Raw genomic sequence first — 21,707 nt, forward strand, 5'->3', positions numbered from 1 at the left:
TACGGTTCGCGCTCCTTCGGGCGCGTTCGGGCTTGCGGCAACTTCTCTTGCTCCAGGAAACCGACCTTGGCCATTGACAGTGACGTCGCCGTTCTCGGTGCGGGCATCGTGGGCGTGTCCACGGCCCTTCATCTTCAGGCACGGGGACGTTCGGTCGTGCTCGTCGACCGCAGGGACCCCGGCGAGGAGACCAGCCACGGCAATGCCGGGCTCATCGAGCGTTCCAGCGTCATCCCTTACGCGTTTCCGCGCAATGTCCTGACCATTCTGCGCATCGCGCTCAACCGCTCTTCGGACGTACGCTACGACTGGCGGTTCCTGCCGCGCGTCGCTCCCTGGCTGTTCCAGTACTGGCGCAACTCCGCGCCGCAGCGCCTGGCCGAGGCCGCGCGCGACATGCTGCCATTGATCGAGCGCAGCGTCAGCGAGCATCGGCCACTGCTGATGGAGGCGGGCGCAACGCACCTCGCCCGCGAAAGCGGATGGCTGGAGATATGCCGCCGCCCGCAGGACCTGGCGGCATCGGCGCGGGGAGCCGCGCAGCTCAAGCAGTACCGGCTCGACCACGACGTGCTGGACGCCGCGCGCCTGCGCGAACTGGAGCCTTCGCTCAGCCCCTCCATCGCCGGTGCGGTGCACTGGCGCGACCCGCTCAGCGTCTCCAGCCCCGGCGCGGTGACCAAGGCCTATGCGGAGCTATTCCTGCGGCGCGGCGGCCGGTTCGTCCGGGCCGATGCGCGCGCTCTCAAGCCGTCCGGCGCCGGCTGGGGCCTGCCTTCCGGGGAAGGCGAGGTCCGCGCAAAGCATGCCGTGATCGCCCTTGGAGCCTGGTCCACGGATTGTGCCGCTCCGCTCGGCTACCGCTTTCCGCTGGCGGTCAAGCGCGGCTACCACATGCATTTCCGCCCGGCCGGCAACGCCTCCCTCGGCCGCCCCATGGTGAGCGCATATGGCGGCTTCGTGCTGTCGCCGATGCTGGACGGTATCCGCATGACAACCGGCGTCGAGATGGCGCCGCGCGACGCCGCGCCGAGCCCCGTGCAGGTCGACAGGGCAGAGGCCATCGCCCGCACCCTGTTCCCGCTGGGCGAGCGGGTGCAGGACACGCCGTGGATGGGGGTGCGGCCCTGCCTGCCCGACATGAAGCCGGTGATCGGGCCGGCCGGCCGCCACCCCGGCCTGTGGTTCAACTTCGGCCATGCTCATCACGGCTTCACCCTGGGGCCTGCGAGCGGCCGGCTGCTGGCCGAGATGCTGACCGGGGAAGCACCCGCCATCGACTCCGCGCCCTACAGGGCGGACCGTTTCTGACTGCGGTTCGGCCCTCATCCTCCCGCTTGCCGCATCTGCCCGGCAGGAAGGGCGCCGACGAAAAAGGGGCGCCGAAGCGCCCCTCCATGATGACGACGGTATCGTTGTTCCGGCTCAGAACGGCGAGTCGGGGAAGTAGAAGTCCTTGGCGTTGTCCTTGGTCACCAGCGTGGCGTCCAGGATGTAGCTGCCGTGCACGGGCACATGATCATAGAGCGCGGCGGCGGTCAGCTCGAGGGCCGTACCCACCATCGCCGGCGGGTAGAGCACGTCGACCGGGATCATCTTGTCGCCGTCCATGACCTTCTTGATCATGTCCTTGGAGCCGGCGCCGGCGATGACGTACTGGATGTCGGTGCGCTTGGCCTGCTCGATGGCCTGGAGCACGCCCACGGCCATGTCGTCGTCCTGGCACCACACCACGTCGATCTTCGGGTATTTGGTCAGGTAGTCCTGCATGACCTTGAAGGCGTCGTCGCGGTTCCAGTTGCCGAACTGGCGGTCGAGGATCTTGACGTTCGAGCCGGCGATGCCCTTGTCGAAGCCGTCCTGGCGCTGCTGGTCGATCGGGATCGGCAGGCCGCGGATGACCACGACCTCGGCGTCGGGGGTCTTCTCGGCGATGTACTTGCCGGCCACCTCGCCGAGCGCCGGATTGTTGCCGGCGACATAGAGGTCACGCACCGAATTGTCGTTGTTGGACGGCGCGCGGTCGACCAGCGCGACGAACTTGCCCTTGTCCTTCACTTCCTTGATGGCGTTGACCAGCGGGTCCGGGTCCGACGGCAGGATGACCAGTGCATCGATGCCCTGCGTGGCGAGGTCCTGCACGGCGTTGGCCTGGCTGGCCGCGTCCGGCGAGGTCTTGACGATGACCTTCAGGCCGGGATGCTCGGCTTCCAGCAGCTTGGCCACGCGCTCGGCATGGAAGACCACGCCCGCCGTCCAGCCGTGGTCGGCGGCGGGGATCGAGACGCCGATGGTCTTGTTGTCTTCGGCGTGCGACACGCTCATCAAGGCCGCCATGGCAACGGCGGCAACACCCAGTAGTCGTTTGCGCATACTCTCCTCCAATAGTTACAGGGTCTGATGGATAAAGCCGGGTGCCCCGCTGGCCCGGCCGATTCTCTATCTCCTTGCCAGCGATCTCTGCACCAGCATGGCGATGATGATGATCGCCCCCTGGATCGCGCCGATCAGGTACTCGCTGACGAAATTCGAAAGAAGCATGATGTTGCCGACGATCTCCAGGATGAAGGCGCCGCAGATCGTGCCCCATATGCGCCCCACTCCGCCGCGCAGCGCAGTGCCGCCGACGACGACGGCGGTGATCGCCTGCAGCTCCCACATCAGGCCGGTGGTGGCCGAGGTGGAGCCGAGCCGCGGAATGTAGAGCAGGCAGGCCACGGCCACGCACAGGCCCTGGATGACATAGGTGACGGTGCGCACGCGGGCGACCGGAATGCCGGAATAGCGCGCCACGTCCTCGTTTGAGCCGACGGCCAGCACATGGCGGCCGTAGCGCGTGCGGTAGAGCACGAAGGCGCCGAGCGCCGCGGTGGCCAGGATGACGATGATGGGCACGGGCACGCCCAGCACGGAGCCGAAATAGGCCGGGCGGTAGAGCGACTGGATTTCCGACGAGCGCAGGGTGATCGCCCCTCCCTGCGACAGCCAGGTGGTCAGGCCGCGGAAGATGCCCATCGTGCCCAGCGTGGCGATGAAGGGCTCTATCTTGCCCAAGGTGGTTATCAGCCCGTTGGCCAGCCCGCAGGCAGCGCCCAGCAGCAGGGCCAGAACGATCGCCGCCACCAGCATGGTGCCGGGACCGGCGAAGGTTCCGCTGTTCAGGAACATGATGGTGAGGCTGGCCACGAAGGCCACCATGGAGCCGACCGAGAGGTCGAGCCCGCCCGCCGAGATGACGAAGGTGGCGCCGACCGCGATGATGGCGATGAAGGCGCTGCGCGTCAGCACGTTGAGCAGGTTGTCGACGGAGAAGAAGTTCGGATTGGCGAAGGCGCCCAGCACCAGCAGCAGCGCCAGCGCCACGAAGGGCGCCACCGCCGTCAGGTCGACATTGCGCCAGGAGGCCTGCGATCTAGGTTTGTCTGCTGCGAGGTCGGTCATGATCTTTCTCTATGCGGCCTCTTGCGTTTTGACGCCTGTTGCCAGGACGACGATCCTGTCTTCGGTCATGTCGTCGCCCGTCACCTCGCCGACGACGCTGCCCGCCCGCATCACCACGATGCGGTCGCAGATGCCGATCAGCTCCGGCATCTCGGAGGAGACGACGATGATCGAACGGCCCTCTTCGGCGAGTTGGGCGATGAACTTGTAGATCTGTTCCTTGGTGCCGATGTCGATGCCCCGCGTCGGCTCGTCGATGATGACGATGCGCGGGTCGAGCATCATCATCTTGGCCAGGAGCAGCTTCTGCTGGTTGCCGCCGGAAAGCTGGCCGGCCAGCAGGTCCTTGCGGCCGGTACGGATATCGAACTCGGCAATCGCCTTGTCGAGCGCGGCCGTTTCCCTGGCGCGGTCGATCTGCAGGCCGCGCACGAAGCGGGCGAGCGAGGCCAGCGTGAGATTGGTGCGCAGGTCCTTGGCCAGCAGCAGGCCTTTTCCCTTGCGGTCCTCGCTCAGATAGACGATGCCGGCCTTCAGGCTGCCGTCCACATTGGCGAAATGCACCGGCTGCCCGTTCTGCCGCACCGTGCCGCGGCCGGGGCGCAGGCCGACGATGCCTTCCATCAATTCGGTGCGGCCGGCGCCGACGAGCCCGGCGAAACCGAGAATCTCGCCCTTGCCGAGCCTGAACGACGCGTGCTGGGCGAAGCCGGGCACGGAAAAATCCTCCACCTCGAGCACGGTCTCGCGCGCAGAAGCCGCCTGGTGGTCGGGATAGAGCTTGGCCACGTCGCGCCCGACCATGAGCTTGGCCATGTCGACCGGCTCCAGCTCCGACGCCTGCCTGGTGGTGACGAGCCGTCCGTCGCGCAGAACCGTCACCCGGTCGGCGATCTCCTTCACCTCCGGCAAGCGGTGCGAGATGTAGAGCACCGCCGCGCCCCGGGCGCGGATGTCGGCGATGACCTTCAGCAGCGCCTCGGTCTCGATGGGCGTCAGCGAGGCCGTCGGCTCGTCGAAGATGACGACCCGGTGCGGCACCAGGAGCACGCGCGCGATCTGCACGAGCTGGCGCTGGGCGATGGAAAGGCGCCCCACCACGGCGTTCGGATCGATGTCGGCGCCAAGGTCGCGCACGGCGCGGCGCGCGCCCTCGTTCATGGCGCGGTCGTCCATGACCATGCCCTTGCCCAGCTCGCGCCCGAGATAGACGTTTTGCGCGACGGTGAGGTCCGGCGCCAGCAATATCTCCTGATGCACCAGAACGATGCCGCGCCGCTCGGCGTCGACCGGCCCGCTCAGCGTCACCGTCTCGCCGTCGATGCGCAATTCGCCCTTGCTCGGCTGCAAATGGCCGGCAAGCAGCTTCATCAGCGTGGACTTGCCCGCCCCGTTCTCGCCGATGATGGCATGCACCTCGCCTGCCCGCACGTCCAGGCTGACCTCCTTCAGCACCTCGACCGGGCCGAAGGACATCGACAGCCCGACCGCTTCGAGCAGCGGCGCGCCGGCGGTCGCGGGTATCGGAGCGGAGGACGCGCTCATCCAACCTTCGTCCATGCATTGCCGGCCCTGGAGGAAGCGACGGCTGCCTCGATGAAGCGCATGCCTGCCAGCCCGTCCTCGACCGTGGGATAGACGACCTCCGCATCCGGCTTGCCGCCGTCGCGCGCGGCGCGGATGGCGCGGGCCGCTTCCGCGTAGATGGTGGCAAAGCCTTCCAGATAGCCTTCCGGATGGCCGCCCGGCACACGGGTGACGCGTGCCGCCTGCGGCCAGGCGCCGGCGCCCGCCCGGGTCAGCAACTGCTTGGGCTCGCCGAACCGGGTGAACCACAGATAGTTCGGGTCGGCCTGCGTCCATTCCAGCCCGCCCCTGGTGCCGTAGACGCGCAGCTTCAAGCCGTTCTCGTTGCCCACGGCCACCTGGCTGGCCCACAGCATGCCGCGGGCGCCGCCCTTGTACCGGAGCAGGATCTGCACGTCGTCGTCCAGCAGCCGGCCGGGCGCGAAGGTGGAAAGCTGCGCCAGCAACTCGTCCGTCTCCAGCCCGCTGACGAAGGCGGCGAGGTTGTAGGCATGGGTGCCGATGTCGCCGATGGCGCCGCCTGCGCCGGAGCGCTTGGGATCGGTGCGCCATTCCGCCTGCTTGGAGCCGGAAAGCTCGGCGCGCTCGGTCAGCCAGTCCTGCGGATATTCGGCCTGCACGAGGCGGATCTCGCCCAGTTCGCCGGCGGCGACCATGGCGCGCGCCTGCCTTATCATCGGGTAGCCGGTGTAGTTGTGGGTGAGGACAAAAACCTTGCCGGTCTTCCTTACCAGATCCACGAGGCCCTGCGCTTCGGCCACGGTCGTCGTCATCGGCTTGTCGCAGATGACATGGATGCCGGCGTTGAGGAACGCGGTGGCGGCCGGCGCGTGCACATTGTTGGGCGTGACGATGGAGACAGCCTCGATCCCGTCCGGCCGCGCGGCCTCGGCCCTGGCCATTTCCTCATAGGACCCATAGGAGCGGTCCGGCGCGATGCCGATCTCGGCGGCGGAAGCCTTGGCGCGTGCCGGGTCCGACGAGAGCGCGCCCGCCACCAGCTCGAACTGGTCGTCGATGCGCGCGGCGATGCGGTGCACCGCGCCGATGAAGGCGCCCTGCCCGCCGCCCACCATGCCGAGCCGGATGCGCCCCGCGCCCTGCTCCCGCCTGCTGCCTTCGATCGTCATGGGTCAGCTCCTGTTCAGGCCGAGCATCTTGCGGTTGGCGGCATCGTCCGTGCCGGCTCCGGCGAAATCGTCGAAGGCCTTTTCGGTGACGCGGATGATGTGGTGCTGAATGAACTCGGCCCCTTCGCGCGCGCCGTCTTCCGGGTGCTTGAGCGCGCATTCCCACTCCAGCACCGCCCAGCTATCGAAATCATAGGCCGTCAGCTTGGAGAAAATCGAGCCGAAATCAACCTGACCGTCGCCCAGCGAGCGGAAGCGGCCGGCACGGTCCACCCAGCTCTGGAAACCGCCGTAAACGCCCTGCCGGCCCGTGGGGTTGAACTCGGCGTCCTTGACGTGGAAGGCCTTGATGCGCTCGTGGTAGATGTCGATGTAGTCGAGATAGTCGAGTTGCTGCAGCACGAAGTGCGAGGGATCGTAGAGCAGGTTGGCGCGGGCGTGGTTCTTCACCCGTTCCAGGAACATCTCGTAGCTGGCGCCGTCATGCAGGTCCTCGCCCGGATGGATCTCGTAGCAGATGTCGACGCCGTGCTCGTCGGCATAGTCGAGCAGCGGCGTCCAGCGGGCGGCCAGCTCGTCGAAGGCCGTCTCCACCAGGCCCGCCGGCCGCTGCGGCCAGGGATAGACATAAGGCCACGCGAGCGCGCCGGAGAAGGTGGCATGCGCCTTGAGGCCCAGATGCCTGGAGGCGCGGATGGCGCGCTTGACCTGGTCCTTCGCCCATTCGGTGCGGGCGGCCGGGTTGCCGCGCACCTCCGGCGCCGCGAAGCCGTCGAAGGCCGCGTCATAGGCCGGATGCACGGCCACGAGCTGGCCCTGCAGATGCGTTGACAGCTCGGTGATCTCCAGTCCGTGGCCGGCGGCCACGCCCTTCACCTCGTCGGCATAGTCCTTGGAGTCGGAAGCCTTCTTCAGGTCGAACAGGCGCCCGTCCCAGGTCGGGATCTGCACGCCCTTGTAGCCCAGCGAGGCCGCCCATTCGCAGATGGCGTCGAACGAGTTGAAGGGAGCGGCATCGCCCGCGAACTGCGCCAGGAAGATGGCGGGGCCCTTGATGGTCTTCATGTATCTCCTCCCAGTTCCAGACCGCGCAAATTCCGACCCGCATCCGGGGTCGGCGGCGCTCAAACATAGCGATTGACGATGTTTTCGAGATATTCCTGGCGGCCGGAGCGCGGCCGCGGCTCGATGCCGTCCTTCACCACCCGCTCGGCGATTTCCTCCAGCGAATGGCCGCCGGCCAGCGTCTTCTTCGCATAGGCGTCGTTCCAGCCGGCGTAGCGTTCCTCCAGCGGAGCGGACAAAGCCTTGTCCTCGACCATCTTCGCCGCCGCCTTCAGCCCCCGCGCACAACAATCCATGGCCCCGATATGGGCGATCAGAAGGTCCTGCGGATCGAGCGACTGGCGCCGCAGTTTGGCGTCGAAATTGGTGCCGCCGGTGGTGAAGCCGCCGGCCCGCAACACCTCGTAATAGGCAAGCGCCATTTCCGGCACGTTGTTGGGGAACTGGTCGGTGTCCCAGCCCGACTGGTAGTCGTTGCGGTTCATGTCGATGGAGCCGAAGATGCCGAGCGCATTTGCCAGCGCCAGTTCGTGCTCGAAGGTGTGGCCGGCCAGGATCGCGTGGCCCTGCTCGATGTTGAGCTTGACCTCGTTTTCCAGCCCGAACTCCTTGAGGAAGCCGTAGACGGTGGCGACGTCGTAGTCATACTGGTGCTTGGTCGGCTCCTGCGGCTTCGGCTCGATCAGGATCGTGCCCTTGAAGCCCGTCTTCTTCTTGTAGTCGACGACCATGGACAGAAAGCGGCCAGCCTGCTGGCGCTCGCGCTTCAGGTCCGTGTTGAGCAGCGTCTCATAGCCCTCGCGCCCGCCCCACAGCACATAGTTCTGGCCGCCGAGACGCATGGTCACGTCCATGCACTTCTTCACGGTCGCGGCCGCGTAGTAGAACACGTCCGGGTCGGGATTGGTGGCCGCGCCGGCCATGAAGCGGCGATGCGAGAACATGTTGGCCGTGCCCCACAAAAGCTTGACGCCGGTTTCGGCCTGCTTGGCCTCGAAAATGTCGGCGATCGCGTCCAGCCGGGCAGCGCTTTCGGCGAAATTGCCGCCCTCGGGCCGCACGTCGGCGTCGTGGAAGCAGTAGAAGGGCACGCCCAGCAGCGAAAACATCTCGAAGGCGACGTCGGCCTTGAGCCTGGCCTTGTCCATCTCCTCGCCGAACCACGGCCGCTCGAAGGTCTGGCCGCCGAACGGGTCGCCCCCCGGCCAGGCGAAGGAGTGCCAATAGGCGACGGCGAATCGCAGGTGGTCCTCCAGCCGCTTGCCGGCGACCACCTCGTCCTTGTCGTAGAAGCGGTAGGCGAGCGGATTGGTCGAATCCGGACCTTCGTACCTGATCTTGCCGATATCGCCGAAGAAGCCCGTGCTCATGAGAAGGTGTCCGTTGCTTGCATGAATGATCCGGCTGCCGGAAGGACCACCCTGCCACCCGGATTTGCGTACCTCAAGCGGCAGAGTAGCCCGATCACGGCAGATTGTCCCTCAGATAAATCTCGATGCGGATATGCTCCTGCCCCTCCACAACCGGCGTGCCGTCGATGAGCGCCTTGAGGATGCGGATGGCGCTGCGCGCCTCGTGGCCGGCATCCTGCGCGATGACGGCATCGAACAAACCTTCCCGCAGCGCCGTGCGGGCATGCGGGGTCAGTTCATGCGCCACCACCACGAGGTTCCGATAGGCAGGCTTGCGGGAAAGCACATCGATGATGCCGCGATTGCCGGCACCGATGTTGTAGAGGCCGATCACGTCCGGCTCTTCCGCCAGGCAGGCCGCCAGCACCCGGCCGGTGGTTTCGGCGTCGTCCCGGCCCTCCAGCACCGGCAGGCAGTCCAGATGGGGAAATTCCGAACGGATGACCTGGTCGAAGCCCATGCGCCGCTCGACATGGTCGCGCACCAGCATGGAGCCGGCAATCAGCGCGATCCTGCCGCGCCGGCCCCCGGCGAAGCGCCCGATCAGGCTGGCGGCGGTGCGGCCGGCGGCGACATTGTCGATGCCGACATAGTGGCTGCGACGGAAGGCCGGCACGTCGGAGACCAGCGTCACGGCGGGAATCCCGGCCTGATGCAGGCGCGTCAGCGCCTCCCGCACCTCGGCGGAGTCGGTGGCGACCAGGGCGACGCCCGAGACGGCGCGCGTGTCGAGCGCATCGAGCGCCCTTGCAAGGGCTGCGCCGTCGAAGGGAGGCACCGGCACCACCTCGATCTCGACGCGGTCGAGCGCGGCGCGGCGCCCGGCCTCGACCGCCTGCTGCTCCAGCGCGCGCATGAAGGTGTTCGGACCGCTGGGGATGAGAAAGACGAAACGGTAGCTGCGCTGCTTGGCAAGGTTCGCAGCCGCCAGGTCGCGCACGAAGCCCAGCCGCGCCACCGCCGCCTCGACGCGCGCGATCGTCGCCTCCCGCACGCCGGCGCGGCGGTTGAGCACCCTGTCGACCGTAGCAAGGCTGACGCCGGCCGCTTCGGCCACGTCGCGAACCGTTGGACGCACCTGGCAGTTCCTCCCGCCGAGGTTCCTAGCGCAATTTTTGAGGTACGTAAATCAGAATTGTTGGCCTCGCTCCGCACCCTCCCTGAACGCTATATTCTTCCCGCCCCGGCCGGGCCCTTGTTTCCATTGTTGAACGGCTTCCGGCACATTTGCCGGTGCATTGTGCCCGGTGCCGTTTTGCCGCAGCAGATCCGTGCGTTATCATGGGAACCTATGGGGCGCCGGAACGGTTGTAAGCGTACGGGGCACCGGGCAACAGGATGCGCCCCGCTGCGAGGTTGCCATGCAGGGGAATAATTCCGACGTCTTCGACCTCTTCTCGAAGATCTACAAGAACGCTGCCCAGGAGGAGATGAGCCTCCAGCAATATCTCCTGGCCTGCCGCGAAGACAAGTCGATGTACGCCTCCGCGCCGGAGCGCATGGTGGCGGCGATCGGCGAGCCGAAGCTGGTCGACACCAGCAAGGACGAGCGGCTGGGCCGCATCTTCGCCAACAAGACGATCAAGCTCTACCCCTCCTTCTCCGATTTCTACGGCATGGAGGACACGATCGAGCGTATCGCCGGCTATTTCCGCTATGCCTCGCAGGGGCTGGAGGAGCGCAAGCAGATCCTCTACCTGCTGGGGCCGGTGGGTGGCGGCAAATCCTCGCTGGCCGAGCGGCTGAAGAACCTGATGGAGACGCACCCCGTCTATACGCTCAAGGTCGGCGACCAGATCAGCCCGGTCTTCGAATCGCCGCTGGGTCTGTTCGACCCCGAGCGCATGGCGGACCTGCTCGAGGACAAATACGGCATCGCGCGCCGCCGTCTGAACGGCCTGATCTCGCCCTGGGCCGCCAAGCGGCTGGACGAGCTTGCCGGCGACATCTCCAAATTCTCCGTCGTGAAGCTGATGCCGTCGCGGCTGCGCCAGATCTGCATCGCCAAGACCGAGCCCGGCGACGAGAACAACCAGGACGTCTCCTCCCTGGTAGGCAAGGTCGACATCCGCCAGTTGGAGAATTTTTCCCAGTCGGACCCCGACGCCTATTCCTACAGCGGCGGCCTGAACCGCACCACGCAGGGTCTGCTGGAATTCGTGGAGATGTTCAAGGCGCCGATCAAGGTGTTGCACCCGCTGCTCACCGCCACGCAGGAAGGCAGCTACAACGGCACCGAGAATTTCGGCGCCTTCCCCTACCAGGGCATCATCGTGGCCCATTCCAACGAGTCGGAATGGCTGCAGTTCAAGAACAACAAGAACAACGAGGCCTTCCTCGACCGCATCCTGGTGGTCAAGGTGCCCTACTGCCTGCGGGTGACCGAGGAGCGGCAGATCTATGAAAAGCTGCTGCGCGAGAGCGAACTGGCCGACAGCCCCTGCGCGCCGGAGGTGCTCGACATATTGAGCCGCTTCACCGTCTCGACGCGGCTCGCCGAGCACGACAATTCCCCGCTCTACACCAAGATGCGCGTCTATGACGGCGAGAACCTGAAGGAGATCGACCCCAAGGCCAAGTCCGTACAGGAATATCGCGATGCCGCCGGCGTCAACGAGGGCATGACCGGCGTGTCCACCCGCTTTGCCTTCAAGATCCTGTCGCAGACCTTCAACTACGACACCAAGGAGGTCGCGGCCGACCCGGTGCATTTGATGTATGTGCTGGAGCAGGCCATCAAGCGCGAGCAGTTCCCGAAGGATACGGAAGCCGCCTATCTCGATTTCGTGAAGTCGGAACTGGCGACCCGCTATGCCGAGTTCATCGGCCACGAGATCCAGAAGGCCTATCTGGAATCCTACTCCGAATACGGCCAGAACCTATTCGACCGATATATCGCCTATGCGGACGCCTGGATCGAGGACCAGGACTACAAGGACCCCGATACCGGCCAGATCCTCAACCGCGAGATCCTCGACAACGAGCTGTCGCAGATCGAGAAGCCGGCAGGCATCGCCAATCCGAAGGACTTCCGCAACGAGGTAGTCAAGTTCACCTTGCGGGCGCGTGCCCGCAACAACGGCCGCAACCCGTCCTGGACCAGCTACGAGAAGCTGCGCGAGGTCATCGAGAAGCGCATGTTCGGCCAGGTGGAGGACCTGCTTCCCGTCATCAGCTTCGGCTCCAAGCAGGACAGCGTGACCGAAAAGCGCCACACCGAGTTTGTGCAGCGCATGGCCGAGCGCGGATACACCGAGCGCCAGGTCCGCCGGCTGGTGGATTGGTACATGCGGGTGAACAAGGCCGGCTGAGGCCGCTGCGGGGGCTTTGATGCCGATCTTCATCGACCGACGGCTGAATCCGAAGGACAAGAGCCTCGGCAACCGGCAGCGGTTCCTGCGCCGTGCGCGCGAGGAGCTGAAGCGCAGCATCCGCGAGCGCATCCGCAGCGGAAAGATTTCCGACGTGGATGCCGAGCACAGCGTCTCCATGCCCGCCCGTGGAACGGACGAGCCGCGCTTCGAGGAGGCCGGCGACAGCGGGCGCCGCCGTCACGTGCTGCCCGGCAACCGGGAGTTCGTGCCCGGCGACCGCATTCCCAAGCCGGGCCAGGGCAGCGCCTCCGGCTCCAGGCCCTCGCGGCGCGACTCCGAGGACGATTTCCGCTTCATGCTGTCGCGCGAGGAGGTGCTGGACCTGTTCTTCGAGGACCTGGAACTTCCCGACATGGTCAAGCTCAACCTCAAGGAGGTGCTGGCCTTCAAGCCGCGGCGGGCGGGCTTCGCCGCCACCGGCTCGCCCACCAACATCAATGTCGGGCGCACCATGCGCAACAGCCATGGCCGCCGCATCGCGCTGAAGCGTCCCCGGACCCGGGACCTGGAAGCGATCCGCCAAGAGCTGGAAGAGCTGGCGGCCGGCCGGCAGAACGAGGCGGTGCGGGCGAGGATCGCGGCGCTCACCGCGGAACTCGAGCGGCTGGAGCGCCGGCGCCGGGTGATCGCCTATGTCGATCCCGTCGACATCCGCTTCAACCGCTTCGAGGCGCAGCCGGTGCCGAACGCCAAGGCGGTGATGTTCTGCCTCATGGACGTTTCCGGCTCGATGGGCGAGCGCGAGAAGGACCTGGCCAAGCGCTTCTTCGTGTTGCTGCACCTGTTCCTGAAGCGCCGCTACGACCGCACCGAGATCGTCTTCATCCGCCATACACACGAGGCGCAGGAGGTGGATGAGGAAACCTTCTTCTACAGCACCCAGAGCGGCGGCACCGTCGTGTCCACCGCCCTGGAGGAGATGCGCCGCGTCATCGACGCGCGCTATCCGGCCAGCGACTGGAACATCTACGCCGCCCAGGCCTCGGACGGCGACAATTTCGTCACCGATTCGCAGCACTGCATCTCGCTGCTCAACGAGGCCATCATGCCGCTGTGCCAGTATTTCGCCTATGTCGAGATCATCGACGAGCGTGAAAGCCACATCTTCGGCTCGACGGAAAACGGCACCTCGCTGTGGCGCGCCTACAGCACCGTCGAGGACAAGTGGCCCAACTTCCAGATGACCCGCATCGCGCGCGCCGCCGACATCTATCCCGTGTTCCGCCAGCTCTTCACCAAGCAGCCGGCCGCCGGCCTGAAAGGCAGGTGAGCCATGGCCCTGCCCGCACGCAAAAGCGGCTCCGGCCTCCTGTTTTCGGGTTCCGACTGGGACTTCGCGACGCTGTCGCGGACCCATGACGCGATCGAGCAGGTGGCGCTGGAGGATCTCGGCCTCGACGTCTATCCCTCGCAGCTAGAGATCATCACCTCCGAGCAGATGCTGGACGCCTACGCCTCCATCGGATTGCCGCTGATGTACCGGCATTGGTCATTCGGCAAGCATTTCCTCTATCAGGAGCTGCTGTACCGCAAGGCCGGCCGCGGCCTCGCCTACGAACTGGTCATCAACTCCAATCCCTGCATCGTCTACCTGATGGAGGAAAACACCATGGCCCTGCAGGCCCTGGTGACGGCGCACGCCGCCTTCGGCCACAACCATTTCTTCAAGAATAACCATCTGTTCCGGCAATGGACCGACGCCGGCGCCATCCTCAGCTACATGGATTTCGCCAAGAGCTACATCGCCCATTGCGAGGAACGCCACGGCACCGACGCGGTGGAAGCCGTGCTCGATGCCGCGCACGCCCTGATGGACCAGGGCGTCTTCCGCTATCGCCGCCCGCCCAAGCTGTCGTCGGAAAAGCAGCGCGAGGGCATTCGCGAACGGCTGGACTACGAGGCGCGCACCTATAACGATTTGTGGCGGACCCTGCCGCCGGCCAAGGCGGACGAACGGCCCGACGAGGCCGAGGAAAAGGCGGCCGAACGCAAGCGCACGCTGAACCTGCCGGAGGAGAACATCCTCTATTTCCTGGAGAAGAACAGCCTGATCCTGGAGCCGTGGCAGCGCGAGATCCTGCGGATCGTGCGCATCATCGCGCAATATTTCTACCCCCAGCGCCAGACGCAGGTGATGAACGAAGGCTGCGCCACCTTTGTGCACTACACCATCATGAACACGCTGTTCGACCGCGGCCGCATCGGCGAGGGCGCCATGCTGGAGATCCTGCGCAACCATTCCAACGTTGTCTTCCAGCCGGCCTTCGACGACCCGCGCTATTCCGGCATCAACCCATACGCGCTCGGCCTCGACATGATGCAGGACATCAAGCGCATCGCGACCGAGCCTACCCCCGAGGACCGCGACTGGTTCCCCGACATCGCCGGCAGCGGCGACTGGCGCGCCACCCTGCTGGACGCCTGGGCCAACCACCGCGACGAATCCTTCATCCGGCAGTATCTGAGCCCCGCGCTCATTCGCAAATGGCGCTTCTTCGTGCTCGGCGACGCCGCCGCGGAGGCGCATTACGAGGTCGGTCCCATCCATAACGAGCGCGGCTACGAGAAGGTGCGCACCGCCCTGGCCGACAGCTACGACATCGGCGCTTCCCGCGCCAACATCCAGGTGGTGGACGTGGACCTGCTCGGTGACCGGCGCCTGCGCCTCCTGCACAAGGTCAAGGACGGCATATTGCTGGACGAGCGCAGCCGCGACGCCACGCTGCGCCACATCCGCAGGCTGTGGGGCTACGAAGTCAGCCTCGCAGGCGTCAACATGCTGACGGGTGCCACCATCTACGAGCGCTCGACCGCCCAGATGGGCGAATGACGGCGCGGCGGCGAAGCCGCGCCTCAGCGACGTGCGGCGACGACGCCCTGCCGCAGGCGCACGCCCGGTCCTTCGTGCCCGTCGGGAAGCAGAAGCACGCCGCCCCCTTCCAGCGCCCTGACCAGCAGGCTCTCGGTGGCTCGCTGCAGCACATGGCGATGGCACTCGAAATCCTTGATGGTGCTGCGGGAAACGCCCGCGCAGACCGCAAGCCGCTCCTGCGACCAGTTGAGCAGGGCGCGTGCCGCTCGACATTGCTCAGGAAGAAGATTCATGAATTCATGCCTTGCCGAATCCCTTCTTAGTCAACCATAATGGGTGAGATACGGCAAGGGTGAGCCGATGGACCAGCGCGATTGCGGTGAAACATGACGGACGAAACATCGCTGGTTCTGATGATCGTCCTGCCGTTTGCCGGCTGCATGCTTACCGCATTTCTTCCCGCCAACGCGCGCAACGCGGAAGCCTGGCTGGCCGGGCTCACCGCGGCGCTGGGGCTTGCGCTCGCCACCATCTCCTACCCCGCGGTCGCCGACGGCGGCGTCCTGCGCGCGCCCTTCGAATGGGTGCCGAGCCTCGGCCTTTCCTTCACGCTGCGCATGGACGGTTTCGCCTGGCTGTTCACCATGCTGATCTACACGATCGGCATACTGGTCGTGCTTTATGCCCGTCACTACCTGTCGCCTGAAGACCCGCTGCCGCGCTTCTTCTCCTATCTGCTCGCCTTCATGGGCGCCATGCTCGGCGTGGTGCTGTCGGGCAACCTCATCCTCTTGGTGGTGTTCTGGGAGCTGACCAGCATCTTCTCCTTCCTGCTGATCGGCTACTGGCACCAGAACGCCAATGCCCGCGACGGCGCCCGCATGGCGCTGACCGTCACCGGCATCGGCGGGCTCGGCCTGCTGGGCGGGGTGCTCATCCTCGGCCACATCGTCGGCAGCTACGATCTCGACAAGGTGCTGGTCTCCGGCGACCTGATCCGCTCCAGCGACCTCTACCGCCCTGCCCTGATCCTGATCCTTCTGGGCGCGCTGACCAAGAGCGCCCAGTTCCCGTTCCAGTTCTGGCTGCCCAACGCCATGGCCGCGCCCACGCCCGTATCGGCCTATCTGCATTCGGCCACCATGGTGAAGGCCGGCGTGTTCCTGATGGCGCGGCTGTGGCCGGTTCTGGCCGGCACGCCCGAATGGTTCTGGATCGTCGGCTTCTGCGGGATGATGTCGCTGCTGCTGGGCGCTTATTTCGCCATTTTCCAGCAGGACGTGAAGGGGCTGCTGGCCTATTCGACCATCAGCCATCTCGGCCTCATCACCATGTTGCTCAGCCTCGGCAGCCCGCTCGGCGCGGTCGCGGCGATCTTCCACATGATGAACCATGCCACCTTCAAGGCCTCGCTGTTCATGGCCGCCGGCATCATCGACCACGAGACCGGCACGCGCGACATCAGGCGGCTGAGCGGGCTGTTCCGCTACATGCCCATCACCGCAACGCTCGCCATGGTGGCAAGTGCGGCCATGGCCGGCGTTCCGCTGCTCAACGGCTTCCTGTCGAAGGAGATGTTCTTCGCCGAGGCGATTCAGACCCACGCCATCTCCGTCCTCGACACCGCCGCCCCCTACGCCGCCGTGCTGGCCGGCGCCTTCGCGGTCGCCTACTCCATCCGCTTCATCCAGGGCGTGTTCTTCGGCCCGCCGCCGCAGGACCTGCCGCGCGAGCCGCACGAACCGCCCTTCCTGATGCGGTTTCCGATCCAGCTCCTGGTGCTGGCCTGCCTGGTGGTCGGCATCGTGCCCGGCATCACCATAGGCCCCTTCCTGCACACCGCCGTGGTCTCGGTGCTCGGCCCCGCCACCCCGCAATACAGCCTGGCGGTGTGGCACGGCTTCACGATCCCGCTGCTGATGAGCTGCATCGCATTCTGCGGCGGCGTGGTCCTCTTCCTGCTGCTGAAGAACTATCTGGCGCATTGCGCCGACGGCGCGCCCTTCTTCCGCCGCATCGACGGGCAGCGCATCTTCGACCGCATCATGGTGACCCTGTCGTGGCGCTGGGCGCGCACGCTGGAAAGCCTGCTGAGCACGCGCCGGCTGCAGCCGCAGCTTCGCCTTCTGGTCATGGTCGCATTCGCCGCCGCCGCCGTGCCCCTGTGGAACGGCAGCTTCCGCCCCTCCGCTCAGGCCGGCTCCGGCATGGACATCGCCTTCGCTGCCGCCTGGGCGATCGGCATCGTCTGCGCCCTCGGCGCCGCCCGCCAGGCCAAGTTCCACCGGCTCGCCGCGCTGATCCTGCTCGGCGGCGCCGGGCTGGTCACCTGCATCACCTTCGTGTGGCTTTCGGCGCCGGACCTGGCCGCCACCCAACTCCTGGTCGAGGTCGTCACCACGGTGCTGATCCTGCTCGGCCTGCGCTGGCTGCCCAAGCGCTTCGACACCGGCGAGCCCGAGACCGTGTCGGCCGCGGCCAAGCTGCGCCGCTTCCGCGATTTCGCCATCGCCACGCTGGCCGGCGGCGGCGTGACGCTGATTGCCTATTCCGTGATGGCCAGCGCGCCGCCGGCCACCATCGCCGGCTTCTTCGTGGAAAAGGGCTATGCCGAGGGCGGCGGGCGCAACGTCGTCAACGTCATCCTGGTCGACTTCCGCGGCTTCGACACCTTCGGCGAGATCACCGTGCTGGGCATCGTGGCGCTCACCGTCTTCGCACTGCTGCGGCGGTTCCGCCCGGCTCCCGACACTGTCGAGTCGCCCGAGCAACAGCAGATCCAGCGGCGGTTCGAGGAGGAATTGCCCGACAGGTCGCCCGGCGACACGGTGAGCGACTATCTGGCCGTGCCTGCCGTCATCATGCAATGGCTGTTCCCGGTCATCATCGTCTTCGCCGCCTTCCTGTTCCTGCGCGGCCACGACCTGCCGGGCGGCGGCTTTGCGGCCGGCATCGCCATGGCGGCCGCCTTCATCCTGCAATATATGGCGGCGGGCACGCGCTGGGTGGAAACCCACCTCAGGGTGTTGCCGGTGAACTGGATCGGCGCCGGCCTGCTGTTCGCAGCTTGCGTGGGTGCCGGGTCCTGGCTGTTCGGCTATCCGTTCCTGACGTCGCATTCGCAATATGTCGACCTTCCGCTGGTGGGCAAGGTGCCGGCGGCAAGTGCCGCCCTGTTCGACCTCGGCGTCTTCGCCCTCGTGGTGGGGGCGACGGTGCTGATGCTGATCGCGCTCGCGCACCAGTCCATCCGGCGCCTGCGCGCATCCAGGGCCGCCGCCACCCAGGACACGGAGGCGGCGTAATGGAACTGATCCTCGCCATCGGCATCGGCGTCTTCGTCGGCTCGGGCGTCTGGCTCCTGCTGCGGCCGCGCACCTATCAGGTCATCATCGGCCTTTCCCTCATCTCCTACGGGGTCAATCTGTTCATCTTCTCCATGGGCCGGCTGCGCATCAACGCCGCCCCGGTGACCGGCCTCGGCGCGACCAATCCCGCCGACTACACCGACCCGATCCCGCAGGCGCTGGTGCTGACGGCCATCGTCATCGGCTTCGCCACCACCGCGCTGTTCCTGGTGGTGATGCTGGCTTCGCGCGGCCTGACCGGCTCCGACCATGTCGACGGCAAGGAGACCCGCTGATGCGCCTTGCCGACCATCTCATCATCCTGCCGATCGTGCTGCCGCTGGCCACCGGCGCGCTGCTGCTGCTGTTCGACGAGCGGCGCCATGTGCTGAAGGCGATGGTCAACGTCGTCTCCACGCTGGCACTGACCGCGGTCGCCGTGGCGCTGCTGTGGCTGGCCGACGCGACCGGCGGGGACGGCGTGGCCGCCGCCCGCACCTATCTTCTCGGCAACTGGCCGGCGCCTTTCGGCATCGTGCTGGTGCTCGACCGGCTGGCGGCGCTGATGGTGGCGCTGACTTCCGTGCTGGCGCTCTCCGCGCTGGTCTTCTCGCTGGCGCGGTGGGACCGTGCCGGGCCGCATTTCCACACGCTGTTCCAACTGTTGCTGATGGGATTGAACGGCGCCTTCCTGACCGGCGACCTGTTCAACCTGTTCGTCTTCTTCGAGGTGCTGCTGGCGGCCTCCTACGGGCTGGTGCTGCACGCTTCCAGCCCGCTGCGCGTGCGCGCCGGCCTGCACTATATCGTCGTGAACCTGGCCGCCGCGTCGCTGTTCCTCATCGGGGTGAGCCTGATCTACGGCGTCACCGGCACGCTGAACATGGCCGACCTGGCCACGAAGATCCCGACGCTCACCGGTTCGGACAAGGTGCTGCTGCAGGCAGGTGCGGCGGTGCTGGGCATCGCCTTCATGGTCAAGGCCGGCATGTGGCCGCTGAGCTTCTGGCTGCCTCCGGCCTACACCGCCGCCGCCGCCCCGGTCGCCGCCGTCTTCGTCATCCTGACCAAGGTGGGCTTCTACGTGCTGCTGCGCCTGTCGCTGCTGCTGTTCGGCCCGGGCGCCGGCGAGAGCGCCGGCTTCGGCGATCCCTGGCTGCTGGCCGGGGGCATGGTCACGCTCGCCTTCGGCGCCATCGGCGTCGTCGCCTCGCAGGCCATGGGCCGCATCGCCGGCTACAGCATCCTGGTCACCTCCGGCACGCTTCTCGCCGCCGCCGGGCTCGCCAACGCGTCCGTCACCGCCAGCGCGCTCTACTACCTCGTCAGTTCCACACTGACGACGGCAGCCCTCTTCCTGCTGATCGAACTGGTCGAGCGCGGCCAGGATCCGGCCGCCGACATCCTGGCCGTGACCATGGAAGCCTATGGCGACGAGATGGACGAGGAAGAAGCCGGCGAGGAGGTGGGCGTGGCCATACCAGCCACGCTCGCCGTGCTATCGGCCTGCTTCGTCGCCTGCGGACTGCTGCTGGCCGGCCTGCCGCCGCTGTCCGGCTTCGTCGCCAAGTTCGCCCTGCTCTCCACCATGATCGGCTCCGGGACGCAGGCCGGCGCCATTCCCGGCATCGTCTGGGTGCTGGTGGCCATGCTGCTCCTGTCCGGCCTTTCGGCGCTGATCGCCATGACGCGCGCCGGCATCCGCACCTTCTGGGCGCCGGTGGAGCAGACGGTGCCGCGCGTGCTGGTCATCGAGATCGTGCCTGTGGGCTTCCTCCTGTTCCTGAGCCTGGTGCTGACGGTCGAAGGCGGTGCCGCCATGCGCTACATGGACGACACCGCGCGCGGCCTGCACGCGCCCGGCACCTATATACGCGACGTGCTGTCGACCCAGCCGGTGCCGCCGCCTCCCGCGCCTGCCGGGGAGGCCGCACGATGATGTCGCGCCTGCTGCCCTACCCGCTGCTCGCCGCCTCGCTGCTGGTCATGTGGCTGCTGCTCAACGGCTTCTCGGCCGACCATCTGGTGCTGGGCGCCGTGATCGCGCTGCTGGCGTCATGGGCCATGAAGCCGCTCCAGCCCGCCAAGCCGCATCTGCGGCGCTGGGACAAGATTCCCCTGCTGTTCTGGCATGTCATGGTCGACATCCTGGCTTCCAACATCGCCGTCTCCATCGTCATCCTGCGCGGACGACGCAACGGCGGCCGGCCTGGCCTGGTGCGGATTCCGCTCGACCTGCGCGACCGCACCGGCCTGGCGGTGCTGGCCTGCATCATCACCGCTACGCCCGGCACCGCCTGGATCGAATACAATTCGGCCGGAAGCTGGCTGAAGATCCATGTGCTGGACCTGGTCGACGAGCAGGCGTGGATCGACCACATCAAGCGCTACGAGGCCCTGCTGAGGGAGATATTCGAATGAGCGGCATCGTGCTGGTGTGGGCCGTCGGTGTGGCGCAGATATTCCTGCTCGCCGCCATGGGATGCAATGTCTGGCGCATGATGCGCGGCCCGCGCGCTCAGGACCGGGTGCTGGCCTTCGACGCGCTCTATGTGAACGGCATGCTGCTGCTGCTGGTCTTCGGCATCCGCACCGGCGCCGCGCTCTATTTCGAGATGGCGCTCGTCATTGCCCTGCTCGGCTTCGTCTCCACCGCGGCACTTGCGAAATTCCTCATGCGCGGCGAGGTGATCGAATGAGCCCGGTCGCCGACCTGCCCGTCTGGGCGGCGCTCGCCACCGCCTTCTTCCTCTTGGCCGGCTCCGGCCTGGCGCTGATCGGCTCCATCGGGCTGGTGCGGCTGAAGACCTTCTACGAGCGCGTGCACGCACCAACGCTGGGCACCACCTGGGGCGCCGGCGGCATCCTGATCGCCTCCATGATCTTCTTCTCCGTGCAGCAGTCGCGCCCGGTTCTGCACGAATTGCTCATCACCGCCTTCGTCACCGTCACCACGCCGGTGACGCTGATGCTTCTGGCGCGCGCCGCGCTCTATCGCGACCGCGCCGAGGAGCGCCAGGCCGAACTGGACCGGCAGGCTGCCATGGATGCTGATCCCAAAAGCTAAAGCTTCGCCCGCGTGCTGCGCGGCGTGGCCAGAAGCAGGCTGGTCTCGCTGTTGGTGATGCCGGCAATCAGCCGGATGCGACGCAGCACCGCATCGAAATCCGCCAGCGTCGCCGTGCCGAGTTCGGCCACCAGGTCCCAGCGGCCATTGGTGGTGTGGATCGCCGACACCTCCGGAAGCCCGCCCAGAGCCCTCATCACGCGGTCGGCCGCGTGGCCCTCGATCTCGATCATCATGATGCCGCGCACCTTCTGGTCGACGGCGTCGGCACGCAGGATCACCGTATAGCCGAGTATGTCGCCGGAGCGCTCCAGCTTCGCCAGGCGCGCCCGCGCAGTGGCCCGCGAGACGCCGAGATCGGCCGCCAGGTCGGAGATGCTGCGCCGTCCGTCATGGCGCAGCAGCGTGATCAGCCTTTCGTCCAGATCGTCCATGGCTTTTCACTTCGATAACAGGATTGCTTCATTTCGAT

The 21,707-nt window shown here is 66.6% G+C and carries 19 protein-coding genes; 10 read left to right on the forward strand and 9 right to left on the reverse strand.

The features are described 5' to 3' along the window. The first annotated feature begins 66 nt into the window (after positions 1-66). The gene (locus tag ACTDI4_RS18500) at positions 67-1,311 is read left to right on the forward strand and encodes an NAD(P)/FAD-dependent oxidoreductase (protein ID WP_442842534.1); all 1,245 of its coding nucleotides are present in this window, start codon (positions 67-69) and stop codon (positions 1,309-1,311) included. A 114-nt stretch (positions 1,312-1,425) separates the two neighbouring features. Here ACTDI4_RS18500 and ACTDI4_RS18505 read toward each other — a convergent pair whose 3' ends face one another. The 7 genes from ACTDI4_RS18505 to ACTDI4_RS18535 form a co-directional block, all read right to left on the reverse strand. Next, positions 1,426-2,373, reverse strand: a complete 948-nt coding sequence (locus ACTDI4_RS18505; protein ID WP_442842535.1) for a substrate-binding domain-containing protein — start codon at positions 2,371-2,373, stop codon at positions 1,426-1,428. 66 nt (positions 2,374-2,439) lie between these two features. Continuing rightward, the gene (locus ACTDI4_RS18510) at positions 2,440-3,441 is read right to left on the reverse strand and encodes an ABC transporter permease (RefSeq protein ID WP_442842536.1); all 1,002 of its coding nucleotides are present in this window, start codon (positions 3,439-3,441) and stop codon (positions 2,440-2,442) included. Between the two features lie 9 nt (positions 3,442-3,450). Next, positions 3,451-4,986, reverse strand: a complete 1,536-nt coding sequence (locus tag ACTDI4_RS18515) for a sugar ABC transporter ATP-binding protein (protein ID WP_442842537.1) — start codon at positions 4,984-4,986, stop codon at positions 3,451-3,453. Continuing rightward, positions 4,983-6,158 carry a Gfo/Idh/MocA family protein gene (locus tag ACTDI4_RS18520; RefSeq protein ID WP_442842538.1) on the reverse strand — a complete coding sequence of 392 codons (1,176 nt, stop codon included), beginning with the start codon at positions 6,156-6,158 and terminating at the stop codon, positions 4,983-4,985. The genes ACTDI4_RS18515 and ACTDI4_RS18520 overlap by 4 nt, the downstream gene beginning before the upstream one ends. Before the next feature lie 3 nt (positions 6,159-6,161). Continuing rightward, the gene (locus ACTDI4_RS18525) at positions 6,162-7,223 is read right to left on the reverse strand and encodes a sugar phosphate isomerase/epimerase family protein (RefSeq protein WP_442842539.1); all 1,062 of its coding nucleotides are present in this window, start codon (positions 7,221-7,223) and stop codon (positions 6,162-6,164) included. A 59-nt stretch (positions 7,224-7,282) separates the two neighbouring features. Further along, entirely contained in the window at positions 7,283-8,593 is a 1,311-nt protein-coding gene (gene xylA / locus ACTDI4_RS18530) for a xylose isomerase (RefSeq protein WP_442842540.1), read from the reverse strand. 94 nt (positions 8,594-8,687) lie between these two features. After that, positions 8,688-9,713, reverse strand: a complete 1,026-nt coding sequence (locus ACTDI4_RS18535; protein ID WP_442842541.1) for a LacI family DNA-binding transcriptional regulator — start codon at positions 9,711-9,713, stop codon at positions 8,688-8,690. Positions 9,714-9,996: 283 nt separating this feature from the next. Here ACTDI4_RS18535 and ACTDI4_RS18540 point away from each other — a divergent pair, with 283 nt between their 5' ends. The 3 genes from ACTDI4_RS18540 to ACTDI4_RS18550 are packed head-to-tail and all read left to right on the forward strand — an operon-like array spanning position 9,997 to position 14,839. Then, on the forward strand, positions 9,997-11,946 hold the full coding sequence (locus tag ACTDI4_RS18540; RefSeq protein WP_442842542.1) for a PrkA family serine protein kinase: 1,950 nt from the start codon (positions 9,997-9,999) through the stop codon (positions 11,944-11,946). 19 nt (positions 11,947-11,965) lie between these two features. Beyond that, entirely contained in the window at positions 11,966-13,279 is a 1,314-nt protein-coding gene (locus ACTDI4_RS18545; RefSeq protein WP_442842543.1) for a YeaH/YhbH family protein, read from the forward strand. A gap of 3 nt (positions 13,280-13,282) precedes the next feature. Then, a complete protein-coding gene (locus ACTDI4_RS18550) occupies positions 13,283-14,839 on the forward strand; it encodes a SpoVR family protein (RefSeq protein ID WP_442842544.1) in 1,557 nt (518 codons plus the stop codon). Between the two features lie 23 nt (positions 14,840-14,862). Here the strand turns inward: ACTDI4_RS18550 and ACTDI4_RS18555 are convergent, their stop codons facing one another. After that, positions 14,863-15,114, reverse strand: a complete 252-nt coding sequence (locus ACTDI4_RS18555; protein WP_442842545.1) for a helix-turn-helix domain-containing protein — start codon at positions 15,112-15,114, stop codon at positions 14,863-14,865. 93 nt (positions 15,115-15,207) lie between these two features. Between ACTDI4_RS18555 and ACTDI4_RS18560 the strand changes: the two genes are divergently transcribed. The 6 genes from ACTDI4_RS18560 to mnhG are packed head-to-tail and all read left to right on the forward strand — an operon-like array spanning position 15,208 to position 21,235. After that, complete coding sequence (locus tag ACTDI4_RS18560; protein ID WP_442842546.1) at positions 15,208-18,126, forward strand: monovalent cation/H+ antiporter subunit A; 2,919 nt, start codon at positions 15,208-15,210, stop codon at positions 18,124-18,126. After that, positions 18,126-18,464 carry a Na+/H+ antiporter subunit C gene (locus tag ACTDI4_RS18565; protein ID WP_442842547.1) on the forward strand — a complete coding sequence of 113 codons (339 nt, stop codon included), beginning with the start codon at positions 18,126-18,128 and terminating at the stop codon, positions 18,462-18,464. The genes ACTDI4_RS18560 and ACTDI4_RS18565 overlap by 1 nt, the downstream gene beginning before the upstream one ends. Further along, positions 18,464-20,107, forward strand: a complete 1,644-nt coding sequence (locus ACTDI4_RS18570) for a monovalent cation/H+ antiporter subunit D (RefSeq protein WP_442842548.1) — start codon at positions 18,464-18,466, stop codon at positions 20,105-20,107. The genes ACTDI4_RS18565 and ACTDI4_RS18570 overlap by 1 nt, the downstream gene beginning before the upstream one ends. Then, the gene (locus ACTDI4_RS18575) at positions 20,107-20,589 is read left to right on the forward strand and encodes a Na+/H+ antiporter subunit E (RefSeq protein WP_442843400.1); all 483 of its coding nucleotides are present in this window, start codon (positions 20,107-20,109) and stop codon (positions 20,587-20,589) included. The genes ACTDI4_RS18570 and ACTDI4_RS18575 overlap by 1 nt, the downstream gene beginning before the upstream one ends. After that, the gene (locus tag ACTDI4_RS18580) at positions 20,586-20,867 is read left to right on the forward strand and encodes a K+/H+ antiporter subunit F (RefSeq protein WP_442842549.1); all 282 of its coding nucleotides are present in this window, start codon (positions 20,586-20,588) and stop codon (positions 20,865-20,867) included. Before ACTDI4_RS18575 ends, ACTDI4_RS18580 begins: the two co-directional genes overlap by 4 nt. Next, positions 20,864-21,235, forward strand: a complete 372-nt coding sequence (gene mnhG, locus ACTDI4_RS18585; protein WP_442842550.1) for a monovalent cation/H(+) antiporter subunit G — start codon at positions 20,864-20,866, stop codon at positions 21,233-21,235. The genes ACTDI4_RS18580 and mnhG overlap by 4 nt, the downstream gene beginning before the upstream one ends. On the opposite strand, the gene ACTDI4_RS18590 is transcribed toward mnhG, so the two are convergent. Next, positions 21,232-21,669, reverse strand: coding sequence for an Lrp/AsnC family transcriptional regulator (locus ACTDI4_RS18590; RefSeq protein WP_442842551.1), 438 nt, complete (start codon positions 21,667-21,669; stop codon positions 21,232-21,234). The two genes, mnhG and ACTDI4_RS18590, sit on opposite strands and share 4 nt — an antisense overlap. Between the last annotated feature and the right edge of the window lie 38 nt (positions 21,670-21,707).

Source organism: Mesorhizobium sp. PUT5 (assembly GCF_052216645.1).
Taxonomy (GTDB): Bacteria; Pseudomonadota; Alphaproteobacteria; order Rhizobiales; family Rhizobiaceae; genus Mesorhizobium.

Coding starts and splice junctions, on each gene's coding strand:
- ACTDI4_RS18525 (WP_442842539.1), bottom strand. CDS start 7,223: ATGAAGACCATCAAGGGCCCCGCCATCTTCCTGGCGCAGTTCGCGGGC.
- ACTDI4_RS18565 (WP_442842547.1), top strand. CDS start 18,126: ATGGAACTGATCCTCGCCATCGGCATCGGCGTCTTCGTCGGCTCGGGC.
- ACTDI4_RS18550 (WP_442842544.1), top strand. CDS start 13,283: ATGGCCCTGCCCGCACGCAAAAGCGGCTCCGGCCTCCTGTTTTCGGGT.
- xylA (WP_442842540.1), bottom strand. CDS start 8,593: ATGAGCACGGGCTTCTTCGGCGATATCGGCAAGATCAGGTACGAAGGT.
- ACTDI4_RS18555 (WP_442842545.1), bottom strand. CDS start 15,114: ATGAATCTTCTTCCTGAGCAATGTCGAGCGGCACGCGCCCTGCTCAAC.
- ACTDI4_RS18570 (WP_442842548.1), top strand. CDS start 18,464: ATGCGCCTTGCCGACCATCTCATCATCCTGCCGATCGTGCTGCCGCTG.
- ACTDI4_RS18520 (WP_442842538.1), bottom strand. CDS start 6,158: ATGACGATCGAAGGCAGCAGGCGGGAGCAGGGCGCGGGGCGCATCCGG.
- ACTDI4_RS18590 (WP_442842551.1), bottom strand. CDS start 21,669: ATGGACGATCTGGACGAAAGGCTGATCACGCTGCTGCGCCATGACGGA.
- mnhG (WP_442842550.1), top strand. CDS start 20,864: ATGAGCCCGGTCGCCGACCTGCCCGTCTGGGCGGCGCTCGCCACCGCC.
- ACTDI4_RS18580 (WP_442842549.1), top strand. CDS start 20,586: ATGAGCGGCATCGTGCTGGTGTGGGCCGTCGGTGTGGCGCAGATATTC.
- ACTDI4_RS18575 (WP_442843400.1), top strand. CDS start 20,107: ATGTCGCGCCTGCTGCCCTACCCGCTGCTCGCCGCCTCGCTGCTGGTC.
- ACTDI4_RS18515 (WP_442842537.1), bottom strand. CDS start 4,986: ATGAGCGCGTCCTCCGCTCCGATACCCGCGACCGCCGGCGCGCCGCTG.
- ACTDI4_RS18505 (WP_442842535.1), bottom strand. CDS start 2,373: ATGCGCAAACGACTACTGGGTGTTGCCGCCGTTGCCATGGCGGCCTTG.
- ACTDI4_RS18560 (WP_442842546.1), top strand. CDS start 15,208: ATGACGGACGAAACATCGCTGGTTCTGATGATCGTCCTGCCGTTTGCC.
- ACTDI4_RS18545 (WP_442842543.1), top strand. CDS start 11,966: ATGCCGATCTTCATCGACCGACGGCTGAATCCGAAGGACAAGAGCCTC.
- ACTDI4_RS18540 (WP_442842542.1), top strand. CDS start 9,997: ATGCAGGGGAATAATTCCGACGTCTTCGACCTCTTCTCGAAGATCTAC.
- ACTDI4_RS18510 (WP_442842536.1), bottom strand. CDS start 3,441: ATGACCGACCTCGCAGCAGACAAACCTAGATCGCAGGCCTCCTGGCGC.